We start from the raw sequence: 24,060 nt of genomic DNA on the forward strand, positions 1-24,060 counted from the left end.
GCGCGGCTATCGAGGGCGCGATCCGAGTGAACGGGGTCCGCGCCCGCAGGCGCGCGGCACGAGCCTGCAAGAGGGACGATGTCTGTGGTCGATCAGAACGTGAAGCGCGCCCTCGCGCGCAAGACCGATGCGGTGACGTCCGCCGAGGCCGAGGCCGAGGCGATGGTCGCGACGAAGGCGCCGGCGGGCAAGCCGGCCAAGAAGGCGACGAAGGCGTCCGCCAAGGCCCCCGCGGGGCTCGCGACGGCCGAGGCCGCCCTCGAGGCGTCGGCTCCGCTGGGAGAGCCCGCCTCGCTCGAGGACGCGCCGATGCCGTCGGGCGCCCCCGCCATCGACGGCATGGTCGATCCCGCTATGCTCCGCGAGGCCATCCTCAAGAAGCTGATGTACGGCGTCGGCAAGGACGCGAGCCGCGCCAGCGACCACGATTGGCTCGTCGCCACGATCCTGGCGCTGCGCGACGGCATCGTCGACCGCTGGATCGACTCCACCCGGCGCACCTATGCCAGCGGCAAGAAGCGCGTCTACTATCTCTCGCTCGAGTTCCTGATCGGGCGGCTCCTGTTCGATTCGCTCGGCAATCTCGGGCTCATCGAGGCGACCCGCGAGGCGCTGCGCCCGCTCGGCGTCGATCTCGACCGGCTGCGCGAGGTCGAACCCGACGCGGCGCTCGGCAACGGCGGCCTCGGCCGGCTCGCCGCCTGCTTCATCGAGAGCCTGTCGAGCCTCAAGATTCCCGCCTACGGCTACGGCATCCGCTACGATTACGGCCTGTTCAAGCAGGCGATCGCGGACGGCTGGCAGCGCGAGATTCCGGAGGACTGGCTGTCCTTCGGCAATCCGTGGGAGTTCGAGCGCCCCGAGGTCGCCTACGAGATCGGCTTCGGCGGTCACGTCGTCGACGAGGAGACGGGCCACGGCTCCGTCCGGCGCGTCTGGCAGCCCGGCGAGAAGATCATCGCCGCCGCCTACGACACGCCCATCGTCGGCTGGCGCGGCCAGCACATCAACACGCTGCGCCTCTGGGCCGCCAAGGCTCCCCAGCCGATCGCGCTCGAGGCCTTCAACGTCGGCGACTACGTCGGCGCCATGGCCCAGCGCGCGCGCATCGAGGCGATCTCGCGCGTCCTCTACCCGTCCGACGCGACGCCCGCGGGCTACGAGCTGCGGCTGCGGCAGGAATACTTCTTCACCGCCGCCTCGCTGCAGGACCTCATCCGCCGTCACCTGCAGGCGTACGGAACGCTCGTGAACCTCGGCGAGAAGGCCGCGATCCAGCTCAACGACACGCACCCCGCCATCGCGGTGGCGGAGCTGATGCGGCTGCTCATCGACGTGCACGGCATCGCCTACGACGACGCCTGGCGCCTCACGCGGCAGACGCTGAACTACACCAACCACACCCTCCTCCCCGAAGCGCTGGAGACCTGGTCGGTGCAGCTCATGGAGCGGCTCCTGCCGCGCCACATGGAGCTGATCTACCGAATCAACTGGCACCATCTCGAGGCGCTCTCGCGCAACGCGGCGCACGACCAGGACCTGATCCGCTCGGTCTCGCTCATCGACGAGACCAACGGCCGGCGCGTGCGCATGGGCCATCTCGCCTTCCTGGGCTCGAACAAGGTCAACGGCGTCTCGGCGCTGCACACCGAGCTCATGCGCGAGACGGTGTTCGAGGACCTGCACAAGCTCTTCCCGGACCGTATCGTCTCGAAGACGAACGGCGTCACCTTCCGGCGCTGGCTGCAGCAGTGCAACCCGGCCCTCACCAAGCTCCTCGTCGACACGCTCGGCGAAGGCGTGCTCGACGATCCGGGTCTCCTGCGCGGGCTCGAGGCGTATGCGGACAAGCCCGACTTCCAGGCCCGCTACGCCGCGGTGAAGCACGCCAACAAGGAGAAGCTCGCCCGCGTCATCGAGGACCGCACCGGCTGGAAGGTCGATCCCACGGCGCTCTTCGACGTGCAGATCAAGCGCATCCACGAGTACAAGCGCCAGCTCCTCAACGTGCTGGAGACGGTGGCGCTCTACCACGCCATCAAGGCCAACCCGGATGCGGCCTGGCCCAAGCGCGTGAAGATCTTCGCCGGCAAGGCGGCGGCGAGCTACGCGCAGGCGAAGCTCATCATCAAGCTCGCTCACGACGTCGCGCGGGTGGTGAACACCGACCCGGAGATCGGCGACAAGCTCAAGCTGATCTTCCTGCCGAACTACAACGTCTCGCTCGCCGAGGTGATCATCCCGGCCGCCGACCTCTCCGAGCAGATCTCGACGGCCGGCATGGAGGCTTCGGGCACGGGCAACATGAAGCTCGCGCTCAACGGCGCCCTCACCATCGGCACGCTCGACGGCGCCAACGTCGAGATCCGCGAGCAGGTGGGCGAGGAGAACATCGTGATCTTCGGGCTCACGGCGGACGAGGTCACCAAGGTGCGCAAGGCCGGCCTCTCGCCGGACGAGCGCTCGGCGCGCCTCGCCCGGGTGCTCTACGAGATCGAGACCGGCGTGTTCTCGCCCGAGGACCCCACGCGCTTCGACCCGATCATCCAGGCGCTGGCCCGCAACGACCACTTCCTGGTCTGCCCGGATTTCGACGCTTATTGGGACGCGCAGCGCGAGGTCGACGCCCTCTGGGCCGACCAGGACGCGTGGCGGCGCATGACCATCCTCAACACGGCGCGCATTGACTGGTTCTCGTCGGACCGCACGATCTCCGAGTACGCCGCGGAGATCTGGAACGCCGAGCCGCTCTGAGAGTCGCGCGACCGACATACGCGCTGGACAAGCAGAGCGACGCGGGGCACCATCCCCGCGTCGCTTTTTCGTGATCGGGAGAGTCGCGCGGTGACGGGCACGCTGCAGAAGGGTGCGAACGCCTCTCTCGCCGGGTCGACGGCGAGCGTGCGCATCCGCTGGCGTGCCGGCGCGCTTCCCGACATCGACGTCTGCGCCTTCCTCCTCGCGGCGAACGGCCGGGTCCGCGGCGATGCGGACATGGTGTTCTACGGCCAGCCGCGGCCCGGCCGCGGGCACGTCCGGCAGGCGGCGCTGGCGGAGGCGGTCGGGGATGCTCGGGAGACGTCGTTCGACGTCGATCTCGGCACGATCGAGGCCGAAATCGTCCGCATCGCCTTCACAGCCGTGGTGCCCGCGGAAGCGCCGGGGACGGCGCGCCTGCGGGATCTCGCCCGCCTGGAGGCGATCGTCGAGGCGGGCGGCGCGACGCACGTCTACGCCGTCGACCTGCCGGGCTCGTCGGAGGCCGCGATGACGCTCGTCGAGCTCTACCGCCGCGACGGCGCCTGGAAGGTGCGGGCGGTGGGGCAAGGTTTCGACGGCGGCCTGAAGCCGCTCGCCGAAAGCTACGGGGTCGAGGTGGGGGACGCGCCCGCCCCTTCCGCGCCCGCCACCTCCGCATCTCCCTCGACCCGCGTGGTCGACCTGCGCAAGCGCTTGGTCGATCTCGCCGAGCGTGACGAGGCGCTGGCGCGCTCCGCCGAGACGGCGCTCGTCAGCCTGGAGAAGCGCGGCGTCGCCGGGCTGCGGGGCAAGGTCGCCCTCGTCCTCGACATATCCGGGTCCATGCGCGACATGTTCAAGGACGGGCGGGTCGGCTCGCTCGTGCGGCGTGCCCTCGCCACGGGCCTGTCCATCGACGACGACGGGCGCATCGACGTCTTCCTCTTCGGCGTGAACGCGCACGCGTTCGGGCCGGTCGACGAGCGCAGCTACCGGCTGTTTCCCGAGGAATGCCAGCGGCGCTTCGGCTTCGAGCCCGGTACCAAGTACGGCGAGGCGATCGAGCGCGTGCGCGCCTTCTACCGCCCGGACTTCGGCGACGGGCTGCCGATATACGTGATCTTCGTCACCGACGGCGGTACGCAGGACGTCCGCAAGTCGAAGGACGCGATCACGGCCGCGGCGGCGGAGCCGATCTTCTGGCAGTTCGTCGCCATCGGCGAGCACGAGGGCAAGGCGCCCGCGAAGATCGGGCGCACGCTCCCGCGCGGCTTCGACTTCCTCGCCATGCTCGACACGATGCCCGGCCGCGTCGTCGACAATGCCGGCTTCTTCGCCGTCCCAGACCCCGCGGCGCCGAGCGATGCCGAGCTCTACGACCTGATGTTCGAGGAATTCCCGAGTTGGCTCGGCGCCGCCCGGAGCGCCGGGGTCCTGCGGCAATAATTCCCGTCCACGGGCGGGAAAGAAAGCGGGCATTGCCGAGTTATGTGCCGGCGTGCTCGCCGCTACGGTGGAGGTCGCGGTGGGCGAGTCGCAGGACGGGGCGCTGGTGGCGGTCGGCTTCGAGCCGCACGAGGAACTCGGCAAGGTACTCGGCAAGGTATTCGGCAAGGCACAGGGGATGAGGCGGGGCGCACGAATGCGGAAATCGGCGGAACGGGGGAACGCGCACGGCGCGCGCAGGGCCGTTGCGGGGCGTTCGCCGGCCGACGTCTCGCTGCTTCGCGCCTTCTTCGACGCCTCGACGAGCTACGCCTTCGCCAAGGACCTGGACGGCCGCTACATCCTCGCCAACCGGCACTACCTCGACGCCTTCGGCATCGCGCGGCTGGAGGACCTCGTCGGCCTCACCGACAAGGACCGCTTCGGCTCGGCCGAGCCCTACAGCGCCAACGACCTGCGCGTGATCGAGGAAGGCCGTCCCATCGCGTTCGAGGAGGAGGCGCGCACCGCCGACGGCGAGCTGCGCCAGGCCATCTCCACCAAGTTCCCGGTCCTCGACGAGACGGGCAGCGTCATCGGGGTCGGCAGCATCTCCACCGACATCACCGAGCGCCGGCGCGCCGAGCGGCAGCGCTCCGTGCTGGTGGAAGAGCTGAACCACCGCGTGAAGAACACGCTCGCCATCGTGCAGGGCCTCGTGCGTCAGAGCTTCGGGCCGAACCGCGACGCCGCCGCCGGTCTCGAGGCCTTCGAGGGCCGGCTGCGCGCGCTCGCCGCTTCCCACGACGTGCTCACCCGCGAGAGCTGGGAGCGCGCCTCCCTCGATACCATCGCCCGCGAGGCGTTCGCGGGTTGCGGCGTCGGGCTCGAGCGCGTGCGCATCGCGGGGCCGGAGGTCATGCTCGCGCCGAAGCAGGCGGTGAACGTGACGATGGCGCTCCACGAATTGTGCACGAACGCCCGCAAGTACGGCGCGCTCCACGGCGAGAGCGGTCTCGTCGTGCTCATGTGGCGGATCGCCGAGGGGCCGAGCCCGCGTCTCCAGATCGAGTGGCGGGAGGAGGGCGGCGCGCCCGTCGTGCCGCCGGAGCGGCGCGGCTTCGGCCTACGCATGGTGGAGGGCGTCCTGCGGGCCGAGCTCGGCGCGAGCGTCGCCTTCGACTTCGCGCCCGGCGGCTTCGCCTGCCACGTCGACGCCCCCGTCCCGACGGCCGAGGGCGCGGCATGACGCACCCGCTCACTGGAAAGCGCATCCTCATCGTCGAGGACGAGTTCATCGTCGCGATCGCGGCGGAGGACATGCTCATCGGTTTCGGCGCGATCGTGGTTGGACCGGCCGCGACGGTGGCCGAGGGCCTCGCGCTGGCGACCCAGCCCCTCGACGGCGCGGTCCTCGACATCAACATGCATGGCGAGCGCAGCTATGCCGTCGCGCGTGCCCTGCGGGCGCGGGACGTTCCCTTCGTCTTCGCGACGGGCTATGCCGACGTGGACGGGAACGAGGTCGGGGAGAGCCCCGTCGTCGCCAAGCCCTACGGGGCGGACGAGCTCGGCGCGGCGCTCAGGCGCGCCATGCGGCTCTGAGGCGACCCGCCCCGGAGACGATGTCCGCTAGGGGCGGGGAGACGATGGCGCAACGGGACCTCGACCAGATGCTGCCGCGCATCCCGCGCACGCTGCTCCATCTCGTGTGGCGCGTCACCCGCGGGATGACGCTCGGCGTCCGCGGAATCGTGCGCGACGAGGCCGGGCGCGTCCTCCTCGTGCGCCACACCTACACGCCGGGCTGGCACTTCCCCGGCGGCGGGGTGGAGGCGGGCGAGACACCGCTCGAGGCGCTGGCGCGCGAGCTCGTCGAGGAGACCGGCGTCACATACGGCGAACGCCCACGTCTGCACGGCATCTTCTTCAACCGCGCAGTGTCGAACCGCGACCACGTCCTCGTCTACCTCGTCGAGGCAGCGGCGCGCGACGACGGCGCACGGCGGGCGCGCGAGATCGCGGAGGCGCGCTATTTCGACGTCTCTGACCTGCCGGAGGACGTCACGCCGGGCACGCGCCGTCGTATCGCGGAGATCGTGAGCGGCGCGCCGGTGGGCGAGCGCTGGTGAGGATGCGGCGTGCGCCACCCGCGCGTAGACGCGTGGCGGCGTGCCTGCTAAAGCGGTGCGCATCGATGGAGGGCGGGCATGACGAGGATGGAGCGACGACGAGCGCCGTGACCGGGCATGCCTTCCGCTGCCCGGCCCGTCGCTGTCGCGCCCTTCGCCGCCCCGCCTCGCGCCGCGCCGTCGCGCGGTCCCTCCTCGTCTCCGGGCCTGTCGCCCCGGACCCCAGCCTTGCGATGCTGCCCTCATGACCGAGCTCTCGCTGACCATCCGCCCGGAAATGCCCGGCGATTCCGATGCCATCGAGCGCCTGCACGAGCGCGCCTTCGGCCCCGGCCGCTTCGCGCGCTCGGCCTATCGCCTGCGCGAGGGCGCGCCGCACGATCCCACGCTGTCCTTCACGGCGAACGTGGGCACGCTGCTCGTCGGCTCCGTGCGGCTCTCGCCGATCTTCGCCGGGCGCGTGGCGGGGCTCGTTCTGGGGCCGCTCACGGTCGAGCCCGCCTTCGAGAATCGCGGCATCGGGGCGGCTCTGATGAACCGCTCGCTCGCCGCCGCGCGGAAAGCCGGCCACGGGCTCGTGCTCCTGGTGGGCGACGAGCCCTATTACCGCCGCTTCGGCTTCGTGCCCGTCCCTCGCGGCCGCCTCGCCATGCCGGGCCCCGTCGACCCCGCGCGCTTCCTTGCTCTGGAGCTCGAGGCCGGCACGCTGGCCGAGGCGAAGGGCCCGGTCACGGCGGGGCGGGGATGACGCGGCGATATCAGACGAAGAAAGAGGCCACGATCAGGACCGCGGCGACGACGAACACCAAGGTCGAGATGATGCCGAGCCGGCCCATGTACCGGGCCTGCGCATTGTCGTCCGGGTTCGGGTCGACATTGTCGATGCGGCCGGGCTCGCGGCGCACGGGTGCGCCGGACTTGCGGCGTTTCCAGGTCTGGTAGGCGCCGAACGCGATGGCGAGCCCCAGCAGGATCGGCATGACGATGATGGTGAGGGACCAGACGAGCCCCTGTGCGCCCTCGGCTTCCACGCGCCGCTCTCCTCTTCCGCTACGCTGTGACGGCGGGTCAACAGGTGCGGCGGGCCGGCGGTTCCTGCGGCTCTTCCGCGAGCCGAAATGCGCAAAGCGCGATCAGCCGCGTCGCGGCAGGCCGATCCAGCGGGGCGTGCGGGCGCGATAGGCGTCGAACTCGGCGCCGAACGTGCGCTCCAGCGCCCGCTCCTCGGGCACCACCACGCAGAGCGTCATCGCCGCCAGATAGAGCCCCACGCCGATGGCGGCGCCTGTCGGCGCATACGTCGCGAGGCTCGCGAGCGGCAGGAGGAAGGCGAGGTAGATCGGGTTGCGGCTCCAGGCGAAGGTACCGCTCGTCACGAGACGGCGCGGCTCGCCGAAGGAGGAGGCCTCCAGCGCGAGCCCCATCTCGCGCTGGAGCGCGGCGACGATACCGATGAAGGCGAGGCCCGCGATCACCAGCGGGAGAAGGCGCGGGGAGAGGGCGGCTATGTCCTCGCCGAGCCGCGGCTCGAGCCCGGCGGTGACGAGGAAGGCGACGGCCCAGGTCGACCACGCGACGACGGCGCTGCGATGGGGCAGGGACATGGGGCGGCTCCCGAGACGGTCCGGCGGTTTCGCGCCGGACCATAGGGGATAGCCTTGAACGAAGCGTGCATGCGCGCCGGGGAGCGTTCGCCGCTGTCCCGGCGCGCGGTGCGTCAGGCGCCCTCGACGCGGGCGAAGGCGCGTACCCACATGGCGCACACGCCCGAGCGGACGATGTCGTCCGCCCCGAACTCGATGATGGGCACGGGCAGCTCCTGCTCGCGGATCATCGCGATCACCTGCGCGAGGCCGGACGTCTCCTTGAGGTCGCACTGGCCGACGTCGCCGTTGACGACGGCGGTGCAATCCTCGCCGAGACGCGTGAGGAAGGTCTTCATCTCCTGGAGCGTCGCGTTCTGCGCCTCGTCGAGGAGCACGAACGTATCCGACCAGGAGCGTCCGCGCATGACCTCGAAGGGCACCATCTCGATCTCGCCGTTCTTCATGGCGATGTCGAAGGCGCCCCGCCCGATGCGCTCGCGGATCGTGTCGACCACGGGCACGGCCCACGGCGCGAACTTCTCCTCCAGCGTGCCGGGAAAGAAGCCGAGGGATCGGCCGGCGGGGACGTTGGGGCGGGTGAGCACGATGCGGCCGATGCGGCGCTGACGGAAGAGGTCGGCGGCGTGGGCCGCGGCCATCCAGGTCTTGCCGGTGCCGGCGGGCCCGAGGACGATCGTCTGCGGATGCGTCCTGAGGGCCGAGAGATAGGCGGCCTGCGTGGCGTTGAGAGGCTTGATCGGGGCGAGGCTGCGCTCGTGGTCGAATTTCCCACCGTGCAGCTCGACGATCTCAGCGGCTTCGAAGGAGCGACGGGTGCGGCGCTTCTGCTTGTCGTAACGCTTGCTCAACGGCCTGTCTCCTCGACGGTGACGCAGGACCACCGCCCCGGGCGCCGCGTCGGTGCGTCCGGAGCGCCTCTCTCGGAGGGGCTCTCGCAGGGACCCGCCGGGGGGCCCGTGGAGGGGGTTGGTGGCTGGCGACGGAGCGGGACGTCGAAGGGACCTCGATGCCGGCACGCGCCGGGAGGCTGCGGCTGGCTGCGCCGCGATCGCGATGCGGAAGGTCTGCGCGACGCTTCACACGATCCTCGCCGGTTCGAGGGACCCGCTCCGAGGAGCGAGGTGGCCGATTCGTATGACGATTGTATTCACACGACGGGCACGGACGCGAGTCCGTGCCGCAGCGTCTTGCAGAACGCGCTGTGGAGCGCGGCGGTTCGGGCAGGGCCGGCGATCGTGTTCTCGGCGTCGGTCCGGGAGTGAGCCGCGCTCCGCGCCATTCCGCCGCGCCCCCGGATCGCGAATGCCTCGTCCTCGTTGCCTCGCGACCATGCCCGCGCGTGCGCGGGCTCACCCTGCGCGACCCTAAAAGGAGCGCCCCATGAACCTCTTCGAGTATCTCCCCGCGAACAACCTGATGATCCTGGGCCTCAGCCTCGTCGTGCTGATCGCCCTGTTCGCCTGGTTCCTGCGCAGCCGCGCGAACCGCAACGCCGCCTCCAACGCCTTCTCCGGCGATTCCGATCGCTCGGCGCTCGCCCGCAAGGCGGAGCACTCGGACCGCGACGCGTCGATCCCGCGCACGACCGACGAGCAGAAGCGTCATCCGAGCCGGTGAGCGCTCACCACACCGTCCGCGGCATCCGGAACGGCAGCAGCGTCTGCACCCAGCCCTTGGTGAACCGGGGCATGGACAGGCTCTCGTGCATGGCGCGGACGTCCTCGCCCAAGAGGCGGGTCGTGATCTCGGAGCGGGTGTAGAAGGGCGTGTCCTCGAAGGTCTTCACGAGGCGCGGGGCGGCGCCCGGGTCGGCGCGCGTCTCGCGGGGCATGCGCCAGATCGTGCCCGGCGGCAGCGCCGCGAGCGGCGGCGTCGCGAGGTCGTCGACGGTGCCGTCGCGGCCGATGTCGAGCGCCAGCACCTGACGCGAGCCGTCGAGACGCACGACGTCGTAGAGCACGCAGGCGCCCCGCGAGGTGGGTGCGCGCGACCAGTTCCACCAGTCGAAATCGGCCTCGAGCGGACGCTCGCCGAAGTTCATGTCGAAATACGCGTCGCCCGAGAAGCTCAGCCCGGGATGCTCCAGCGTCACCTCCGCGCGGGAGGCCGGGGCGATGGGCCACCACATGTGCCGCCCGCCGGCATCGAGCGCGAAGATCTGCGGCGTTTCCCCAGACGGCGTGAGGCGCACGCGCCCCTTCAGCCGCCCGGGCACGGGCATCGTGCGCTCGTCGAACTCGACGACGAGCGCGCCGTCTTCCCAGCGCATCTGCGAAGGGCCGATCTCGAGCGTCGTCGCGTCCCGCGAGAGCGCCCCGCGGCGGCGCTCGGTGAGCGCCCAGCGCTTGTGGCCGTGGCCGTAGAGGACGACGTTCATCGCCGGGAAGTCGTGCGGGTCCGCCGGCCGGCCGGTCCTCGCGCCCTTGCGCCGCGCCCAGGCGTAGTAGGGCGAGAACACGTTGCCGATGAACGCGATGATGGTGAGGCCCAGCTTGCCGTCGTCGCTCAGGACGTCGACGTACCACCAGCAATACCCGTCGTCCGCGACCGTGCGGTCGAATCGGAATCGCGGGAGATCAGATGCGCCGCGGTCCAGCCCGAGAGCGCCGCCATCGGCACTCCCGCTCCCGGATGCACGCTCCCCCCGCACAGGTAGAACCCCGCCAGCCTCGTGCGCACGCTCGGGCGCTCGAAGCTCGCGTTCCAGCCGTGGCTCGCCCGCCCGTAGAGCGCGCCCCCCGTCCCCGGGAACATCCGCTCGAAGTCGCTCGGCGTCGTGATCCGCAAGGCCTCCGGCCGGCGCTCCACCGACAGGCCGAGGCGGGACAGGTGCCGAAAGGTCGCCGTCTCGCATGTGGCGATCTCCTCTTCGCTGAAGGGGCGGACGTCGCCGGTCGCCGGCGCGTTGACGATCATGAACAGACGCTCGGGCGCGTCCTCGGCGGCGCCGTCGATCCGGGCGCCGGCATCGTCGCGGTCCTGGGCGCACACGTAGACGGTGGGCTCGCCGGGGAGCCGGCCGCGATCGAGGATCGCTTCGAACTCGGCCGGGTAGTTCCGCGAGAAGAACACGCTGTGGCGCGCCAGCGGGAAGCCCCGCGTCGGCGCGTGGAGCGAGAGCGTCAGCGCCGAGAGCGAGCGCTGCGACGCCGCCATGGCCGGTACGGCACGGGCGGCCTCGCGGCCGAGGATGCCCGCGGCGATCGCGCCCGAATCGGCGTTGGCGACGACCCGCGCGGCGTGGATGCGCTCGCCCTCGCCCGTGACCACGCCGACGACGCGCCCGCCCTCGACGAGGACCTCGCGCGCCGTGCAGCCGAAGCGGAAGAGCGCGCCGCGCTCGACGGCCAGTGCGTGCAGCGCTTGCGCCAGCCGCTGCATGCCGCCCTCGACCAGCCACACGCCCGCCTGCTCGACATGGGCGATCAGCATCAGCGTCGCCGGCGCGAGATAGGGCGAGGAGCCGGTATAGGTGGCGTAGCGCCCGAAGAGCTGGGCGAGGCGCTCGTCGCGGAAGAACCCTGCGAGCGCCGGCATGAGGTTGGTGAAGGGGCGGATCGCCATGAGCTTGTGGGCGCCGAACATGCCCTGGCTCGCCATCAGCCGCGGCAGCGAGGGCTCCTCGGCGCGGATGAAGGGTTCGTCCAGCATCCGGAAGACTTCTTCCGAGGCTCGGCAGAAATCCCGGAAGCCGCGGGCCTCCCGTGCCCCGGCGAAGTCGCCGATCGCGTCGGCCGAGCGCTCCACGTCGGCGAAGAGATCGAGCCGCGCGCGCTCCGGCGGCCCCTCGGCGTCCCAGGCGTGGCGGGCGAGCACCTGCGCCTGGCGCAGAGGGAGGCGCTCGTCGAGGGAGGCGCCCGCCGCCTCGAAGATCGCGTCGAAGACGCCGCGGAGCGTCAGCACGGTGGGGCCCGAATCGACCCGCGCCTCGCCGATCGCGACCTCGCGCATCTTGCCGCCGGGCGCCGCCCCGCGCTCGAGCACCGTCACGGGCCGGCCGGAGGCCGCGACCAGCAGGGCGCAGACGAGCCCCCCGATCCCGGCGCCGATCACGACCGTCCCGTCTCTCGTCTCGTCTTTTCCGCCGGGTCCGAAGTTCACCGAAGCATCCTGGCCGTTGACACCACGCTAGGCTATGTCAGTCTAGATTGACAGTCTATAGAGACAAAACCGATTGACAGAACTCGATCGGACAACAGCCCGGGAGGCCCGCATGGACGCCGGATCGCGTATCGAACGCACTCTCGAGGCCGCGCTCGCGCGAGCGGGCGGCGAGGATGCGCCGCCGCTCGTCGCGTCCGCGATGCGCTATGCCGTCTTTCCCGGCGGGGCGCGCATCCGCCCGCGCCTGGCGCTGGGCGTCGCCGCCGCCTGCGGCGGGAGCGCGCCGGGCCTGGCGGAGGCCGCGGCGGCCTCGATCGAGCTCCTGCACTGCGCCTCCCTCGTCCACGACGACCTGCCCTGCTTCGACGACGCCTCGACGCGGCGCGGCAAGATCTCGGTCCATTGCGCCTTCGGCGAGCCGCTCGCGGTGCTCGCCGGCGACGGCTTGATCGTGCTCGCCTTCGAGGTCCTCGCCCGCGCCGGCGCTGCCGCGCCCCAGCGCCTCGCCCCGCTCGTGACCACGATCGCGGCGGCCACCGGCATGCCCAACGGCATCGTCGCGGGCCAGGCCTGGGAGAGCGAGCCGGCGATCGACCTCGCGCTCTACCACCGCGCCAAGACCGGCGCGCTCTTCTCCGCGGCGACCCGCGCCGGCGCGATCGCCGCCGGCGGCGACCCGGAGGCCTGGCGTCCGCTCGGCGATTATATCGGCGAGGCCTACCAGGTCGCGGACGACCTCCACGACATCGCCTCCTCCGCCGAGGAGATCGGCAAGCCGACGGGCCAGGACGCGATGCACGGGCGCGCCAGCGCCCCGGCGCTGCTCGGCGTCGAGGGCGCCATCGACCGGCTCGAGGAGCTCGTCGCCCGCGCCATCGCCTCGATCCCCCCCTGCGAGGGCGCGGGCGAGCTGCGCGCCGTGATCCAGCACGCATCGAAGCGATTCGTGCCCAAGAGCCTCGCGCGGGTCGCGGCCTGATCCGGACGAGACGCGCATGCGCCCGCCCGATCTCGTGCTCGCGCTGCGCGATCGTCTCGTCTCGAGCGAGCGCTTCCAGGCCTTCGCCGAGCGCTTCGCGCCGACGCGCGGCATCGCCCGGCGGCGGGCGTCGGCCCTCTTCGACATCGTGGCGGGCTTCGTCTACACGCAGACGCTGCTCGCCTGCCTGCGGCTCGACCTCTTCGAGACGCTGCGCGGCAACCCGCTGACGCCCGCCGAGATCGCCGCACGCACGGGCCTGCCGGAGGAGGGCGCGAGGCGCCTCCTCGACGCGGCCTGCGCCATCGGGCTCCTGCAGCCGCGCTCGCGCGGGCGCATCGGGCTCGGGCCCCACGGCGCGGCGGTGCTCGGCAATCCCGCGGTCGCGCCGATGGCGCTGCATCATCCGCTCCTCTACGAGGATCTCGCCGACCCCGTCGCCTGCCTCGCGCGTGGGCCGGGTGGCGGCGCGCTCGCGCGCTACTGGGCCTATGCTCGCGCCGCCGATCCCGCCGCCCTCGCGGACGAGGCGGTGGGCGCCTACACCGATCTCATGGCCGCATCGCAGCCCATGGTGGCGCGCCAGATCCTCGACGCCTACGACGTCTCGCGCCACGCCACGCTGATGGACGTGGGCGGCGGCGCCGGCGCCTTCCTGCGCGCGGCGGCGGCGCGGGCGCCGAAGACGCGGCTCGTCCTGTTCGACCTGCCGCCGGTGGCACGGGCGGCGAGCGCCCGATTCGCCGCCGACGGGCTCGGCGACCGAATCGAGGCGATCGGCGGGGACATGTTCGCCGATCCGCTGCCGGAGGGCGCGGACGCGATTTCCCTCGTGCGCATCCTCCACGACCACGACGACGCCCAGGCGCTGGCGATCCTCGAGGCCGTGCGCGCCGCCCTCCCGCCCGGCGGTGTCGCGATCATCGGCGAGCCGATGTCCGGGACGCCGGGCGCGCAGGCGGTCACGCAGGCCTATTTCGGCCTGTATCTCTACGCGATGGGCTCCGGCCGGCCGCGCACGCCGCCCGAGAACGCGGCCATGGCGCGCGAGGCCGGCTTCGCCTCCACCCGCTTCGTGAAGACCCGCGTCCCGCTCGTCGCGAGCGTTCTCGTGGCCACAGTGTGACACGGCAAAAAGAGGTCAGGAGAAGCCGCATCGGGTGTTAGTTTAGATTGACAAGCAAGACTGTCAGCCTAGATTGACATGCACAAGGAAAAGGCGCGAACAGGGAGGGCCGAGCGATGTCGACGACGAGAGCCGTGATCCTCCACGAGCCCGAGCGGCTGAGCCTCGAGACCGTCGCGCTGGACGCCGCCGGCCCCGAGGACGCGGTCGTCGAGATCGCCTTCTCCGGAATTTCCACCGGTACGGAGCGGATGCTCTACACCGGCCGCATGCCGAGCTTCCCGGGCATGGGCTACCCGCTGGTGCCCGGCTACGAATCGGTCGGCCGTGTGGTCGAGGCCGGCCCGCACAGCGGGCTCTCGTTGGGGCAGGGGGTCTACGTTCCCGGCGCGCGCTGCTACGGGCCGATCCGCGGCCTCTTCGGCGGCTCCGCTTCGCGAATCGTCAGCCCCGGCGCCCGCCTCGTGCCGCTGCCCGACGCCTTCCTCGATCGGCCCGACGGGCTCGCCCAGGCCACGCTGCTGGCGCTCGCCGCCACCGCCTGGCACGCCGTCGAGATCGCCGGCACGGCGCCGGATCTCGTCGTCGGCCACGGCGCGCTCGGGCGTCTCGTCGCCCGCATCGGCGCGATGCGCGGCCACGCCCCGACCGTATGGGAGACCAATCCCGTGCGGGCGGAGGGTGCGACGGGCTACGCCGTTACCCATCCCTCCGCCGACGAGCGGCGCGACTACCGCACCATCGTCGACGTGAGCGGCGACGCGAACCTCCTCGACACCCTGATCGCGCGCCTGGCGCCGCGGGGCGAGGTCGTGCTCGCGGGCTTCTACGCCGAGCCGCTCTCCTTCTCGTTTCCCCCGGCCTTCATGAGGGAGGCACGCATCCGCGTCGCCGCCGAATGGCAGCGTGCGGATCTCGATGCCACGGTCGCGGCCGTCGCCTCGGGAGCGCTCGTCCTCGACGGCCTGATCACCCATCGCGAAGCGGCCGAGGACGTGGGGCGGGCCTACCGCACCGCCTTCGAGGACGCCTCGTGCCTGAAGATGATCCTGGACTGGAGCCGAACCGCATGAATGCGATCACCCCCGTCGAAGGCGCGCGCCCCGAACGCGAGACGCAGATCATCGCGATCTACGGCAAGGGCGGCATCGGCAAGAGCTTCACGCTGGCCAACCTCAGCTACATGATGGCCCAGCAGGGCAAGCGCGTGCTGCTGATCGGCTGCGACCCCAAGAGCGACACGACCTCGCTGCTCTTCGGCGGCAAGGCCTGCCCGACCATCATCGAGACCTCCTCGAAGAAGAAGCTCGCGGGCGAGGACATCTCGATCTCCGACGTCTGCTTCAAGCGCGACGGCGTCTTCGCCATGGAGCTCGGCGGGCCGGAGGTCGGGCGCGGCTGCGGCGGGCGCGGAATCATCCACGGCTTCGAGCTGCTCGAGAAGCTCGGCTTCCACGAATGGGGCTTCGACTACGTCCTGCTCGACTTCCTGGGCGACGTGGTCTGCGGCGGCTTCGGCCTGCCGATCGCCCGCGACATGTGCCAGAAGGTCATCGTCGTCGGGTCGAACGACCTGCAATCGCTCTACGTCGCCAACAACGTCTGCTCGGCGGTGGAATATTTCCGCAAGCTCGGCGGCAACGTGGGCGTCGCGGGCCTCGTCATCAACAAGGACGACGGCACGGGTGAGGCGCAGGCCTTCGCGCAATCGGTCGGCATCCCGGTCCTCGCGGCGATCCCCGCAAACGAGGACATCCGCCGCAAGAGCGCGAACTACGAGATCATCGGGCGCCCCGAGAGCGCCTGGGGCCCGCTCTTCGCCGAGCTCGGCCTCGCGGTCGCGGAAGCGCCGCCGCTGCATCCCACGCCGCTCTCGCCGGAGGGCCTGCTCGACCTGTTCAAGTCCCAGGACGTCGGCCGCGGCGTCGTGCTCGAGCCCGCCTCCTTCGAGGACATGTGCGGGCGCGATGCGGTGACGAAGCCCTCCCTCGAAATCGTCTACGACGGCTGAGGGGCGCACCATGACGACGACCGCCGACGATATCCGCCCCCGTACCACGACGCTGATCGCGAGCGTGGATCGCCCCGCCGCGAAGGCCACGCCGGACACCGCGCCGGCCGAGAGCGGCTGCCACGGCGGTGCGCAGACCATGCGTGCGGCGGCGCGCGCGGCCGGCAAGTCCGAGACGCTCGAGCAATACGCGGCCGATTATCCCAAGGGCCCGCACGACCAGCCGCAATCGATGTGCCCGGCCTTCGGCTCGCTGCGCGTGGGGCTGCGCATGCGCCGCACGGCGACGATCCTCTCGGGCTCGGCGTGCTGCGTCTACGGGCTGACCTTCACCTCGCACTTCTACGGCGCCAAGCGGACGGTGGGCTACGTGCCCTTCGACTCCGAATCCCTCGTCACCGGCAAGCTCTTCGAGGACATCCGTGACGCCGTCCACGCGATGGCGGACCCGGACAAGTACGACGCCATCGTGGTGACGAACCTGTGCGTCCCCACCGCCTCGGGCGTGCCGCTGCAGATCCTGCCCAAGACGATCAACGGCGTGCGCATCGTCGGCATCGACGTGCCGGGCTTCGGCGTGCCGACGCATGCGGAGGCCAAGGACGTGCTCGCCGGCGCCATGCTGCGCTTCGCCCGCACCGAGGCCGAGCGCGGCCCGGTCCAGGCGCCCCGCGGCGGGCGCGCCGACCTCCCGACCGTGACGCTGATCGGCGAGATGTTCCCCGTCGACCCGATGACGATCGACGCGCTCCTCGCGCCCATGGGCCTCGCGGCGGGGCCCGTCGTACCGACCCGCGAATGGCGCGAGCTCTACGCCGCGCTCGACGGCACGGTGGCGGCGGCGATCCACCCCTTCTACACCGCGAGCATCCGCGAGCTCGAGGCGGCGGGCCGCCCGGTCGTCGGCTCCGCGCCCGTGGGCCGCGACGGCACGGCGGCCTGGCTCGAGGCGATCGGCCGCGCGGCCGGGGTCGATCCCGAGCGGATCGAGGCCGCCAAGGCTCAGGCGCTGCCGGCTGTCGAGGCCGCGCTCGCGGCCAAGCCGATCACGGGCAAGATCACGCTGTCGGGCTACGAGGGCTCGGAGCTCCTCGTCGCGCGCCTCCTCGTCGAGAGCGGCGCGCACGTGCCCTATGTCGGCACCGCCTGCCCGCGCACGCGCTGGTCGGACGCCGATCGCGAATGGCTCGAGGCCCGCGGCGTCGTCGTGCGCTTCCGCGCCTCCCTCGAGGACGATCTCTCGGCGATGGACTACCACCGCCCGGACCTCGCGGTCGGCACGACGCCGCTGGTGCAGAAGGCCAAGGCCCAGGGCATCCCGGCCCTCTACTTCACGAACCTCATCTCCGCGCGCCCGCTGATGGGCGCCGCCGGCGCGGGCTCGCTCGCCCAGGTCGTCAACGCCGCCATCGCCGGCCGGGCCCGGATGGACGGCATGAAGGCCTTCTTCGAAGGGGTCGGGGAGGGCGACGCCGCCGGCATCTGGGAGGGCGAGCCGATCTCGCGCCCCGGCTATCGCGAGCGCTACGCCAAGCAGCGCGCCGCGCTCCAGCGCCAGCGCGCCCAGGCGCAGACGCCGACCGGGGAGATGATCTGATGCTCGTCCTCGATCACGATCGCGCCGGGGGCTATTGGGGCTCGGTCTACGTCTTCACGGCGATCAAGGGCCTGCAGGTCGTCATCGACGGCCCGGTGGGCTGCGAGAACCTGCCGGTCACGGCGGTGCTGCACTACACGGACGCGCTGCCCCCGCACGAGCTGCCCGTCGTCGTCACCGGGCTCGGCGAGGAGGAGCTCGGCCAGACCGGCACCGAAGCCGCCATGCGCCGCGCGCACGAGACGCTCGACCCGGATCTCCCGGCGGTCGTCGTCACGGGCTCGATCTCCGAGATGATCGGCGGCGGCGTGACGCCGGAAGGCACCAACATCAAACGCTTCCTGCCGCGCACCATCGACGAGGACCAATGGCAGAGCGCCAACCGCGCGATGCTCTGGCTGTGGCGCGAGTTCGGGCCAAAGAAGGTCAAGCCGGCCAAGCCCGTGGCGGAGGGCCAGAAGCCCAAGGTCAACATCGTCGGGCCGATCTACGGGACCTTCAACACCTGGTCGGATCTCGCCGAGATCCGCCGGCTGATCGAGGGCATCGGGGCGGAGGTCAACATGACCTTCCCCCTGGGCTCCCACGTGGCGGACGTGCCCAGGCTCTCGGAGGCGCAGGTCAACGTCTGCCTCCACCGCGAATACGGGCGGCTCCTGTGCGAGGCGTTGGAGCGGCCGTGGCTGATGGCGCCGATCGGGCTCACCGCGACGACCGCCTTCCTGCGGGCGCTCGGCGCCCAGCTCGGGCTCGATCCCGAGCCCTTCATCGCGCGCGAGAAGCACACCACGATCAAGCCGATCTGGGATCTCTGGCGCTCGGTGACGCAGGATTTCTTCGCGACCGCGAGCTTCGCGATCGTGGCCAACGAGACCTATGCCCGCGGCATCAGCCGCTTCCTCGAGGAGGACATGGGCCTGCCCTGCGCCTTCGCGGTGGAGCGGCGTCCGGGCACGAAGACCGACAACGAGGAAGTGCGCCGCCTCTGCCACGAGAAGACGCCTCTCGTGATGCTCGGCTCCTACAATGAGCGCATGTATCTCGCCGAGAAGGGGTCGCGCGCGGCCTTCATTCCGGCGAGCTTCCCGGGCGCCATCGTGCGCCGCCACACGGGCACGCCCTTCATGGGCTACGCGGGCGCGACCTACCTCGTCCAGGAGGTCTGCAACGCGCTCTTCGACGCGCTCTTCCACATCCTGCCGTTGGGCACCGACCTCGACCGTGTCGAGGCGACGCCCTCGCGGCTCGAGCGCCCGCTCCCCTGGGAGCGCGGCGCCAAGCAGATGCTCGACCGACTGGTCGACGATTTTCCCGTCCTCACCCGCATCTCGGCGGCCAAGCGCCTTCGGGACGCCGCGGAGCGCGAGGCCCGCCGGGCCGGCGAGGACGAGGTTTCAACGGAGCGGCTCGTGCGAGCGCGCGCCGCCCTCGGAGAAGGAGAGCTGGCATGACGACGATGGACACGTTCGACGTCGCGACGAGCGACGGGGCGCCGATCTCGGCGCGCCGCGCGGTCCTGGCCGCCCGCAAGGGCGACGCGCTCGAATACCGGCTGATCCTCGCCGGGATCATCCCTTTTTTCCTCGTTCTCGAGGTCGCCTCGCGCCTCGTCCCGCGCAGGCGCGCGGCCTCGGAGACGAAGCCCGGCTCGGTCTGGGAGGAGGCGAAGGCCGCCGCCTGCCGCGCCGTCCCGCTGGCCTTCATGGGCTAGAGCATCATCCCACCAAGTGGAATCCGGTTGGTGGACGAGATGATGCTCCAAAGAGGAATCGCTGGAGCGGCCGACCTGATCTCATCAGGTCGAAAGGCCCTCTAGCGACACCGAATTCCGCCGACGTCTTCCGACGCCGACGGAGGTCAGCCGCGGGGTGAGCCCGCGGCATCCGAGGCCGCGGGACTGTTCGCGGCCGAGAGAAGACTCATGACCAGGAGGTTCCCAATGGCAGAGTCGACGACACCCGTCAGGGGCACGCTCACGGGCCTCACGGAAGGCGAGGCGAAGGAGTTCCACTCGATCTTCATGTCGAGCTTCATCGCCTTCACCGTGATCGCCCTGATCGCCCACATCCTCGCCTGGATGTGGCGTCCGTGGCTCCCCGGCGCCGATGGCTACGCCGCGCTCGACAACGCGACGCAGCTGATCACGTCCATCACCCCGATGATCGGGTAAGGAGGTCACCATGTGGCGAGTTTGGTTGCTGTTCGATCCGCGTCGCACGCTGATCGCGCTCTTCACGTTCCTGTTCACGCTGGCTCTTCTGATCCACTTCATCCTGCTGTCCACGGACCGGTTCAACTGGCTCGAGGGACCGCGGGCGGCGGCGGTGATCGAGGTGCCCCAGAACTCTCCGATGCCCGGCTGAAGCCGGGCTCGGGGGCTGCTCCCTGAGCCGTCGCGAGCGGGACGGGATCGTCACGGGTCCCGCCCCGCTCGCTGCAGCCGCCGCGCCCGCGTGCGGCGGCTCCTCATGCTCGACACCTCCCGGATTGGGGGACCAACCAATGTCCATGCTCAGCTTCGAGAAGAAGTACCGCGTCCGCGGCGGGACCCTGATCGGGGGAGATCTCTTCGACTTCTGGGTCGGCCCGTTCTACGTGGGCTTCTTCGGCGTCACGACGATCTTCTTCTCGGTCCTGGGGACCGGCCTGATCGTCTACGGGGCCGCCATCGGCCCCACCTGGAACATCTGGCAGATCTCCATCGATCCGCCGGACCTGAGCTACGGCCTCGGCTTCGCTCCCCTCAAGGAGGGCGGGCTCTGGCAGCTCATCACCATCTGCGCGCTCGGGGCCTTCGGCTCCTGGGTCGGCCGCCAGGCCGAGATCGCGCGCAAGCTCGGCATGGGCTACCACGTGCCCGTCGCCTTCTCCGTCGCCGTCTTCGCCTATTTCTCGCTCGTCGTGATCCGCCCGGTGCTGCTCGGCGCCTGGGGTCACGGGTTCCCCTACGGGATTTTCAGCCATCTCGATTGGGTGTCGAACGTCGGCTACCAGTACCTGCACTTCCACTACAACCCGGCGCACATGATCGCGGTGACGTTCTTCTTCACCACGACGCTGGCGCTGTCGATGCACGGCGGCCTCGTGCTCTCCGCCGCCAACCCGCCCAAGAACGACCGGGTGGTGAAGACGGCCGAGCACGAGAACACCTATTTCCGCGACATCATCGGCTGGTCGATCGGGACGCTGGGCATCCATCGCCTGGGGCTGTTCCTGGCGCTCTCAGCCGGTTTCTGGAGCGCGGTGTGCATCATCATCAGCGGCCCCTTCTGGAGCCGCGGCTGGCCGGAATGGTGGGGCTGGTGGCTCAACCTTCCGATCTGGTCGTGAGGGAGGTCTCGACATGGCCGACTATCAGAACATCTTCACGCAGGTCCAGGTGCGCGGTCCCGCCTATGCGGGCGTGCCGATCGCCCGGGGACCTTGGGTGCGCTCGCACGAGACCGGGTACAGCCATCTCCTGGGGCGCTTCGGCGACGCGCAGGTCGGGCCGGTCTATCTCGGCTGGCTCGGGCTCGCCTCGCTGCTTTGCGGCTTCATCGCCATCGAGATCATCGGGCTCAACATGTGGGCCTCGGTGAACTGGAACCCGATCGAGTTCGTCCGGCAATTGCCCTGGCTCGCGCTCGAGCCGCCGGCGCCGGCCTACGGGCTCTCGCTGCCGCCGCTCAACGAGGGCGGCTGGTGGCTGCTCGCGGGCTTCTTCCTCACGGCCTCCATCCTGCTGTGGTGGCTGCGGGTCTATCGGCGGGCGCGCATGCTCGGCATGGGCACGCACATCGCCTGGGCCTTCGCGGCGGCGATCTGGCTCTATCTCGTGCTCGGCTTCATCCGGCCGATCATGATGGGCTCCTGGGGCGAGGCGGTGCCCTTCGGCATCTTCCCGCACCTCGACTGGACGGCCGCGTTCTCGATCCGCTACGGGAACCTGTTCTACAACCCGTTCCACGCGCTTTCGATCGTCTTCCTCTACGGCTCGACGCTGCTCTTCGCCATGCACGGCGCGACCGTGCTCGCGACGACCCGCTACGGCGCCGAGCACGAGGTCGAGCAGATCGTCGATCGCGGCACGGCCTTCGAGCGCGGCGGCCTGTTCTGGCGCTGGACCATGGGCTTCTGCGCCACGGCGGAATCGATCCACCGCTGGGCGTGGTGGTTCGCGGTGCTCACCCCGATCACCGGCGGTATCGGCATCCTGCTCACGGGCACGGTCGTCGACAATTGGTACCTGTGGGCCGTCAAGCACGGCGTCGCGCCCCCCACCCCCGTCGCGTACCCGATCCTTCCCGACCCGACCCTGATTGGAGGTGGGCAATGAGCGAGCGCTACGCTTGGAGCAACTTCTGGCTCGGGCTCGGCGGCGCCGTCGCCGCCGTGGTCGGGGTCGGGATCGTCTCCACCTTCGAATGGCCGGACACGGAGAGCGTCCAGGTCGGCTATCGCGGCAACGGGATGGTGCAGATCTACAACCAGGTCTCGCTCGCGAACCAGGTGGCGCAGACGAGCTTCCCCGAGCCGGAGCCGGTCATCGAGCCGGCGGGCCTCGTCGCCTCGGAGATCTACGACAACGTCCAGGTCCTCGGTCATCTCGACGTGAGCGACTTCAACCGCTTGATGCTCGCCATCACGACCTGGGTCGCGCCCGAGGAGCAGGGCTGCCTGTACTGCCACGCGGAAGGTGAGGAGCTGTCCTCCGACAGCCTCTACACCAAGCGCGTGGCGCGCCGCATGATCCAGATGACCATGACGGTGAACCAGGAGTGGGACCAGCACGTCGCGCCCACGGGGGTGACCTGCTACACCTGCCACCGCGGCCAGCCCGTGCCGGACAACATCTGGTTCCTCGATCCGGGCCAGTGGCGCACCACCGGCCTCGTCGGCAACCCGGCGGGCCAGAACATGCCGGCGACCGCCGCCGGCCTGTCCTCGCTGCCCTTCGACCCGTTCGTCACCTTCCTCGAGGAGGATCCGGGTTCGAGCATCCGGGTGGCGGGCCTCGAGGCGCTGCCGAACGGGAACCGCACGTCGATCAAGCAGACCGAGTGGACCTATTCGCTCATGATGCACATGTCGACGTCGCTGGGCGTGAACTGCACCTTCTGCCACAACAGCCGAGCCTTCTCGGACTGGGAGCAGAGCCCGGTGCAGCGCACGACCGCCTGGCACGGCATCCGCATGGTCTCGGAGCTCAACGCGGACTACCTGAACCCGCTGCAGAACGAGTATCCGGCCATCCGGCTCGGGCCCACGGGCGACGCCCCGAAGGCCAATTGCGCCACGTGCCATCAGGGCGCCTACAAGCCGCTCTACGGGTACGAGATGCTGGTCGACTATCCCTCGCTCGCGCAATACGGCCCGCCCGAGCTGCAGGACCCGCCCATGGCGATGCCGGCGGCGACGAGCCAGTGACCGCGCGCCGATCCCGCGCACGGCGGTCGCGGGCCCCCGAGGGGCCGCGACCGTCGAGCCGGGGCGGCGCGAGACGGTGATCCGAGGCGCGCCTCGGCGAGTATCGGAGTTCGTGGGTGTTGCGTCAGGTGAGGGCGGCCGGGACAGACGGCGCCGGAACAGAGGGGAGCGCGGCATGATCATGACCATCGTCGACAGTGGCGGAAAGCTGCCGAAGGGTGCGGCCGCTGCCGTCCTCGCGATGCTCGCTTACGTGGCGGCGGCGAGCATCGTCGCCGGGCTCGGCAATCTCGGCTCGGGGCTCCTCGTCCTGATCATGGGCGGGATCACGGTCGGGGTCGTCGACTACGTGATGTGGAAGGACGTGGCGCGCGAGCGTGCGGCCTCCGGCGGGCTCGAGCCCTCGGCGACGAGCGTGGGCTCCTACGTCTACGGCGGCTGGGAGAGCCCATACTCTCCCGAGATGCCGGCGACGATCCACGGCTTCCACGCCGTGCGCACCGAAGGCGCGGGACCGGATCCCGTCACCGCCCCGGCACCTGCTTCCGCACCCACCCCCACCCCCGCCAACGACGAGGGGCCCGCCGAGCCGGCGGATCCCGCGCCCGCCACGGGGACGGCCGAGGTGCAGGCCGACGACGTCGGCACCCGCCCGCCCACGCTCGAGGCCCCGCGCGGCGAGGCGGACGATCTCAAGCGGATCAACGGCATCGGGCCCACGAACGAGAAGAAGCTCAACGGGCTCGGCATCTACCATTTCGACCAGATCGCCGCCTGGGACGAGGCTCAGGTGCGCTGGGTCGGCGCCTATCTCGCCTTCCCCGGACGCATCGAGCGCGAGGACTGGGTCACCCAGGCCCGCGCCCTCGCGACGACCAGCGACGCCACGGCGGAGGCGTCCGCGGCCACGAGCTCCACCGCATAACCATCG

The 24,060-nt window shown here is 70.9% G+C and carries 25 protein-coding genes; 20 read left to right on the forward strand and 5 right to left on the reverse strand.

Annotation, left to right across the window (positions count from 1 at the left end; all coding sequences use genetic code 11):
• Positions 1 to 309: 309 nt before the first annotated feature.
• The 6 genes from IEX89_RS18520 to IEX89_RS18545 all read left to right on the forward strand — a co-directional run bounded on the left by IEX89_RS18520 (position 310) and on the right by IEX89_RS18545 (position 7,044).
• Positions 310 to 2,754, forward strand: a complete 2,445-nt coding sequence (locus IEX89_RS18520; protein ID WP_188914877.1) for a glycogen/starch/alpha-glucan phosphorylase — start codon at positions 310 to 312, stop codon at positions 2,752 to 2,754.
• Between the two features lie 90 nt (positions 2,755 to 2,844).
• On the forward strand, positions 2,845 to 4,185 hold the full coding sequence (locus IEX89_RS18525; protein WP_188914747.1) for a VWA domain-containing protein: 1,341 nt from the start codon (positions 2,845 to 2,847) through the stop codon (positions 4,183 to 4,185).
• A gap of 52 nt (positions 4,186 to 4,237) precedes the next feature.
• Positions 4,238 to 5,413, forward strand: a complete 1,176-nt coding sequence (locus IEX89_RS18530) for a sensor histidine kinase (RefSeq protein ID WP_188914748.1) — start codon at positions 4,238 to 4,240, stop codon at positions 5,411 to 5,413.
• On the forward strand, positions 5,410 to 5,769 hold the full coding sequence (locus IEX89_RS18535; protein ID WP_188914749.1) for a response regulator: 360 nt from the start codon (positions 5,410 to 5,412) through the stop codon (positions 5,767 to 5,769). Before IEX89_RS18530 ends, IEX89_RS18535 begins: the two co-directional genes overlap by 4 nt.
• 44 nt (positions 5,770 to 5,813) lie before the next feature.
• Positions 5,814 to 6,296, forward strand: a complete 483-nt coding sequence (locus IEX89_RS18540; RefSeq protein ID WP_188914750.1) for an NUDIX domain-containing protein — start codon at positions 5,814 to 5,816, stop codon at positions 6,294 to 6,296.
• Between the two features lie 244 nt (positions 6,297 to 6,540).
• Complete coding sequence (locus IEX89_RS18545; protein WP_188914751.1) at positions 6,541 to 7,044, forward strand: GNAT family N-acetyltransferase; 504 nt, start codon at positions 6,541 to 6,543, stop codon at positions 7,042 to 7,044.
• A gap of 10 nt (positions 7,045 to 7,054) precedes the next feature.
• Here the strand turns inward: IEX89_RS18545 and IEX89_RS18550 are convergent, their stop codons facing one another.
• The 3 genes from IEX89_RS18550 to IEX89_RS18560 form a co-directional block, all read right to left on the reverse strand.
• Positions 7,055 to 7,327 carry a hypothetical protein gene (locus IEX89_RS18550; RefSeq protein WP_188914752.1) on the reverse strand — a complete coding sequence of 91 codons (273 nt, stop codon included), beginning with the start codon at positions 7,325 to 7,327 and terminating at the stop codon, positions 7,055 to 7,057.
• Between the two features lie 102 nt (positions 7,328 to 7,429).
• A complete protein-coding gene (locus tag IEX89_RS18555; RefSeq protein ID WP_188914753.1) occupies positions 7,430 to 7,900 on the reverse strand; it encodes a methyltransferase family protein in 471 nt (156 codons plus the stop codon).
• A 113-nt stretch (positions 7,901 to 8,013) separates the two neighbouring features.
• Positions 8,014 to 8,682, reverse strand: a complete 669-nt coding sequence (locus IEX89_RS18560; protein WP_188914878.1) for a PhoH family protein — start codon at positions 8,680 to 8,682, stop codon at positions 8,014 to 8,016.
• A gap of 601 nt (positions 8,683 to 9,283) precedes the next feature.
• Here IEX89_RS18560 and IEX89_RS18565 point away from each other — a divergent pair.
• A complete protein-coding gene (locus tag IEX89_RS18565) occupies positions 9,284 to 9,520 on the forward strand; it encodes a hypothetical protein (protein WP_188914754.1) in 237 nt (78 codons plus the stop codon).
• A gap of 4 nt (positions 9,521 to 9,524) precedes the next feature.
• Here IEX89_RS18565 and IEX89_RS18570 read toward each other — a convergent pair whose 3' ends face one another.
• On the reverse strand, positions 9,525 to 10,499 hold the full coding sequence (locus IEX89_RS18570; protein ID WP_210317678.1) for a carotenoid 1,2-hydratase family protein: 975 nt from the start codon (positions 10,497 to 10,499) through the stop codon (positions 9,525 to 9,527).
• A complete protein-coding gene (gene crtD / locus IEX89_RS18575) occupies positions 10,409 to 12,004 on the reverse strand; it encodes a 1-hydroxycarotenoid 3,4-desaturase CrtD (RefSeq protein WP_188914755.1) in 1,596 nt (531 codons plus the stop codon). Before crtD ends, IEX89_RS18570 begins: the two co-directional genes overlap by 91 nt.
• Before the next feature lie 112 nt (positions 12,005 to 12,116).
• Between crtD and IEX89_RS18580 the strand changes: the two genes are divergently transcribed.
• From IEX89_RS18580 to IEX89_RS24695, 13 genes are all read left to right on the forward strand, one after another.
• Positions 12,117 to 12,986: a polyprenyl synthetase family protein gene (locus IEX89_RS18580; protein ID WP_188914756.1), complete on the forward strand. Its 870-nt coding sequence runs from the start codon at positions 12,117 to 12,119 to the stop codon at positions 12,984 to 12,986.
• Positions 12,987 to 13,002: 16 nt separating this feature from the next.
• Positions 13,003 to 14,112, forward strand: a complete 1,110-nt coding sequence (locus IEX89_RS18585; RefSeq protein WP_188914757.1) for a methyltransferase — start codon at positions 13,003 to 13,005, stop codon at positions 14,110 to 14,112.
• A 116-nt stretch (positions 14,113 to 14,228) separates the two neighbouring features.
• Entirely contained in the window at positions 14,229 to 15,185 is a 957-nt protein-coding gene (gene bchC / locus IEX89_RS18590) for a chlorophyll synthesis pathway protein BchC (RefSeq protein WP_188914758.1), read from the forward strand.
• Positions 15,182 to 16,123, forward strand: a complete 942-nt coding sequence (locus tag IEX89_RS18595; protein ID WP_188914759.1) for a chlorophyllide a reductase iron protein subunit X — start codon at positions 15,182 to 15,184, stop codon at positions 16,121 to 16,123. Before bchC ends, IEX89_RS18595 begins: the two co-directional genes overlap by 4 nt.
• A 10-nt stretch (positions 16,124 to 16,133) precedes the next feature.
• On the forward strand, positions 16,134 to 17,720 hold the full coding sequence (bchY, locus tag IEX89_RS18600; RefSeq protein WP_188914760.1) for a chlorophyllide a reductase subunit Y: 1,587 nt from the start codon (positions 16,134 to 16,136) through the stop codon (positions 17,718 to 17,720).
• On the forward strand, positions 17,720 to 19,171 hold the full coding sequence (gene bchZ / locus IEX89_RS18605) for a chlorophyllide a reductase subunit Z (RefSeq protein WP_188914761.1): 1,452 nt from the start codon (positions 17,720 to 17,722) through the stop codon (positions 19,169 to 19,171). Before bchY ends, bchZ begins: the two co-directional genes overlap by 1 nt.
• Complete coding sequence (locus tag IEX89_RS18610) at positions 19,168 to 19,431, forward strand: hypothetical protein (RefSeq protein WP_244645569.1); 264 nt, start codon at positions 19,168 to 19,170, stop codon at positions 19,429 to 19,431. Before bchZ ends, IEX89_RS18610 begins: the two co-directional genes overlap by 4 nt.
• A gap of 228 nt (positions 19,432 to 19,659) precedes the next feature.
• The gene (pufB, locus tag IEX89_RS18615; RefSeq protein WP_188914762.1) at positions 19,660 to 19,890 is read left to right on the forward strand and encodes a light-harvesting antenna LH1, beta subunit; all 231 of its coding nucleotides are present in this window, start codon (positions 19,660 to 19,662) and stop codon (positions 19,888 to 19,890) included.
• A 10-nt stretch (positions 19,891 to 19,900) separates the two neighbouring features.
• Positions 19,901 to 20,083 carry a light-harvesting antenna LH1, alpha subunit gene (pufA, locus tag IEX89_RS18620; RefSeq protein WP_188914763.1) on the forward strand — a complete coding sequence of 61 codons (183 nt, stop codon included), beginning with the start codon at positions 19,901 to 19,903 and terminating at the stop codon, positions 20,081 to 20,083.
• Between the two features lie 139 nt (positions 20,084 to 20,222).
• The gene (gene pufL / locus IEX89_RS18625; protein ID WP_188914764.1) at positions 20,223 to 21,050 is read left to right on the forward strand and encodes a photosynthetic reaction center subunit L; all 828 of its coding nucleotides are present in this window, start codon (positions 20,223 to 20,225) and stop codon (positions 21,048 to 21,050) included.
• Positions 21,051 to 21,063: 13 nt separating this feature from the next.
• Positions 21,064 to 22,038, forward strand: a complete 975-nt coding sequence (pufM, locus tag IEX89_RS18630) for a photosynthetic reaction center subunit M (protein ID WP_188914765.1) — start codon at positions 21,064 to 21,066, stop codon at positions 22,036 to 22,038.
• Positions 22,035 to 23,129 (forward strand): photosynthetic reaction center cytochrome PufC, encoded by a 1,095-nt coding sequence (gene pufC / locus IEX89_RS18635; RefSeq protein WP_188914766.1) that lies wholly within the window; start codon positions 22,035 to 22,037, stop codon positions 23,127 to 23,129. Before pufM ends, pufC begins: the two co-directional genes overlap by 4 nt.
• Positions 23,130 to 23,304: 175 nt before the next feature.
• Positions 23,305 to 24,054, forward strand: a complete 750-nt coding sequence (locus IEX89_RS24695; protein WP_188914767.1) for a helix-hairpin-helix domain-containing protein — start codon at positions 23,305 to 23,307, stop codon at positions 24,052 to 24,054.
• The last annotated feature ends 6 nt before the right edge of the window (positions 24,055 to 24,060 follow it).

The organism is Salinarimonas ramus (assembly GCF_014645695.1).
Classification (GTDB): Bacteria; Pseudomonadota; Alphaproteobacteria; order Rhizobiales; family Beijerinckiaceae; genus Salinarimonas; species Salinarimonas ramus.

What these genes read in the sequence shown, in the direction of transcription:
- IEX89_RS18520 (WP_188914877.1), top strand. Translation starts at nt 310, where the DNA reads ATGCCGTCGGGCGCCCCCGCCATCGACGGCATGGTCGATCCCGCTATG.
- IEX89_RS18535 (WP_188914749.1), top strand. Translation starts at nt 5,410, where the DNA reads ATGACGCACCCGCTCACTGGAAAGCGCATCCTCATCGTCGAGGACGAG.
- IEX89_RS18540 (WP_188914750.1), top strand. Translation starts at nt 5,814, where the DNA reads ATGGCGCAACGGGACCTCGACCAGATGCTGCCGCGCATCCCGCGCACG.
- IEX89_RS18545 (WP_188914751.1), top strand. Translation starts at nt 6,541, where the DNA reads ATGACCGAGCTCTCGCTGACCATCCGCCCGGAAATGCCCGGCGATTCC.
- IEX89_RS18555 (WP_188914753.1), bottom strand. Translation starts at nt 7,900, where the DNA reads ATGTCCCTGCCCCATCGCAGCGCCGTCGTCGCGTGGTCGACCTGGGCC.
- IEX89_RS18565 (WP_188914754.1), top strand. Translation starts at nt 9,284, where the DNA reads ATGAACCTCTTCGAGTATCTCCCCGCGAACAACCTGATGATCCTGGGC.
- IEX89_RS18580 (WP_188914756.1), top strand. Translation starts at nt 12,117, where the DNA reads ATGGACGCCGGATCGCGTATCGAACGCACTCTCGAGGCCGCGCTCGCG.
- IEX89_RS18585 (WP_188914757.1), top strand. Translation starts at nt 13,003, where the DNA reads ATGCGCCCGCCCGATCTCGTGCTCGCGCTGCGCGATCGTCTCGTCTCG.
- bchC (WP_188914758.1), top strand. Translation starts at nt 14,229, where the DNA reads ATGTCGACGACGAGAGCCGTGATCCTCCACGAGCCCGAGCGGCTGAGC.
- IEX89_RS18595 (WP_188914759.1), top strand. Translation starts at nt 15,182, where the DNA reads ATGAATGCGATCACCCCCGTCGAAGGCGCGCGCCCCGAACGCGAGACG.
- bchY (WP_188914760.1), top strand. Translation starts at nt 16,134, where the DNA reads ATGACGACGACCGCCGACGATATCCGCCCCCGTACCACGACGCTGATC.
- bchZ (WP_188914761.1), top strand. Translation starts at nt 17,720, where the DNA reads ATGCTCGTCCTCGATCACGATCGCGCCGGGGGCTATTGGGGCTCGGTC.
- IEX89_RS18610 (WP_244645569.1), top strand. Translation starts at nt 19,168, where the DNA reads ATGACGACGATGGACACGTTCGACGTCGCGACGAGCGACGGGGCGCCG.
- pufB (WP_188914762.1), top strand. Translation starts at nt 19,660, where the DNA reads ATGGCAGAGTCGACGACACCCGTCAGGGGCACGCTCACGGGCCTCACG.
- pufA (WP_188914763.1), top strand. Translation starts at nt 19,901, where the DNA reads ATGTGGCGAGTTTGGTTGCTGTTCGATCCGCGTCGCACGCTGATCGCG.
- pufL (WP_188914764.1), top strand. Translation starts at nt 20,223, where the DNA reads ATGTCCATGCTCAGCTTCGAGAAGAAGTACCGCGTCCGCGGCGGGACC.
- pufM (WP_188914765.1), top strand. Translation starts at nt 21,064, where the DNA reads ATGGCCGACTATCAGAACATCTTCACGCAGGTCCAGGTGCGCGGTCCC.
- pufC (WP_188914766.1), top strand. Translation starts at nt 22,035, where the DNA reads ATGAGCGAGCGCTACGCTTGGAGCAACTTCTGGCTCGGGCTCGGCGGC.
- IEX89_RS24695 (WP_188914767.1), top strand. Translation starts at nt 23,305, where the DNA reads ATGATCATGACCATCGTCGACAGTGGCGGAAAGCTGCCGAAGGGTGCG.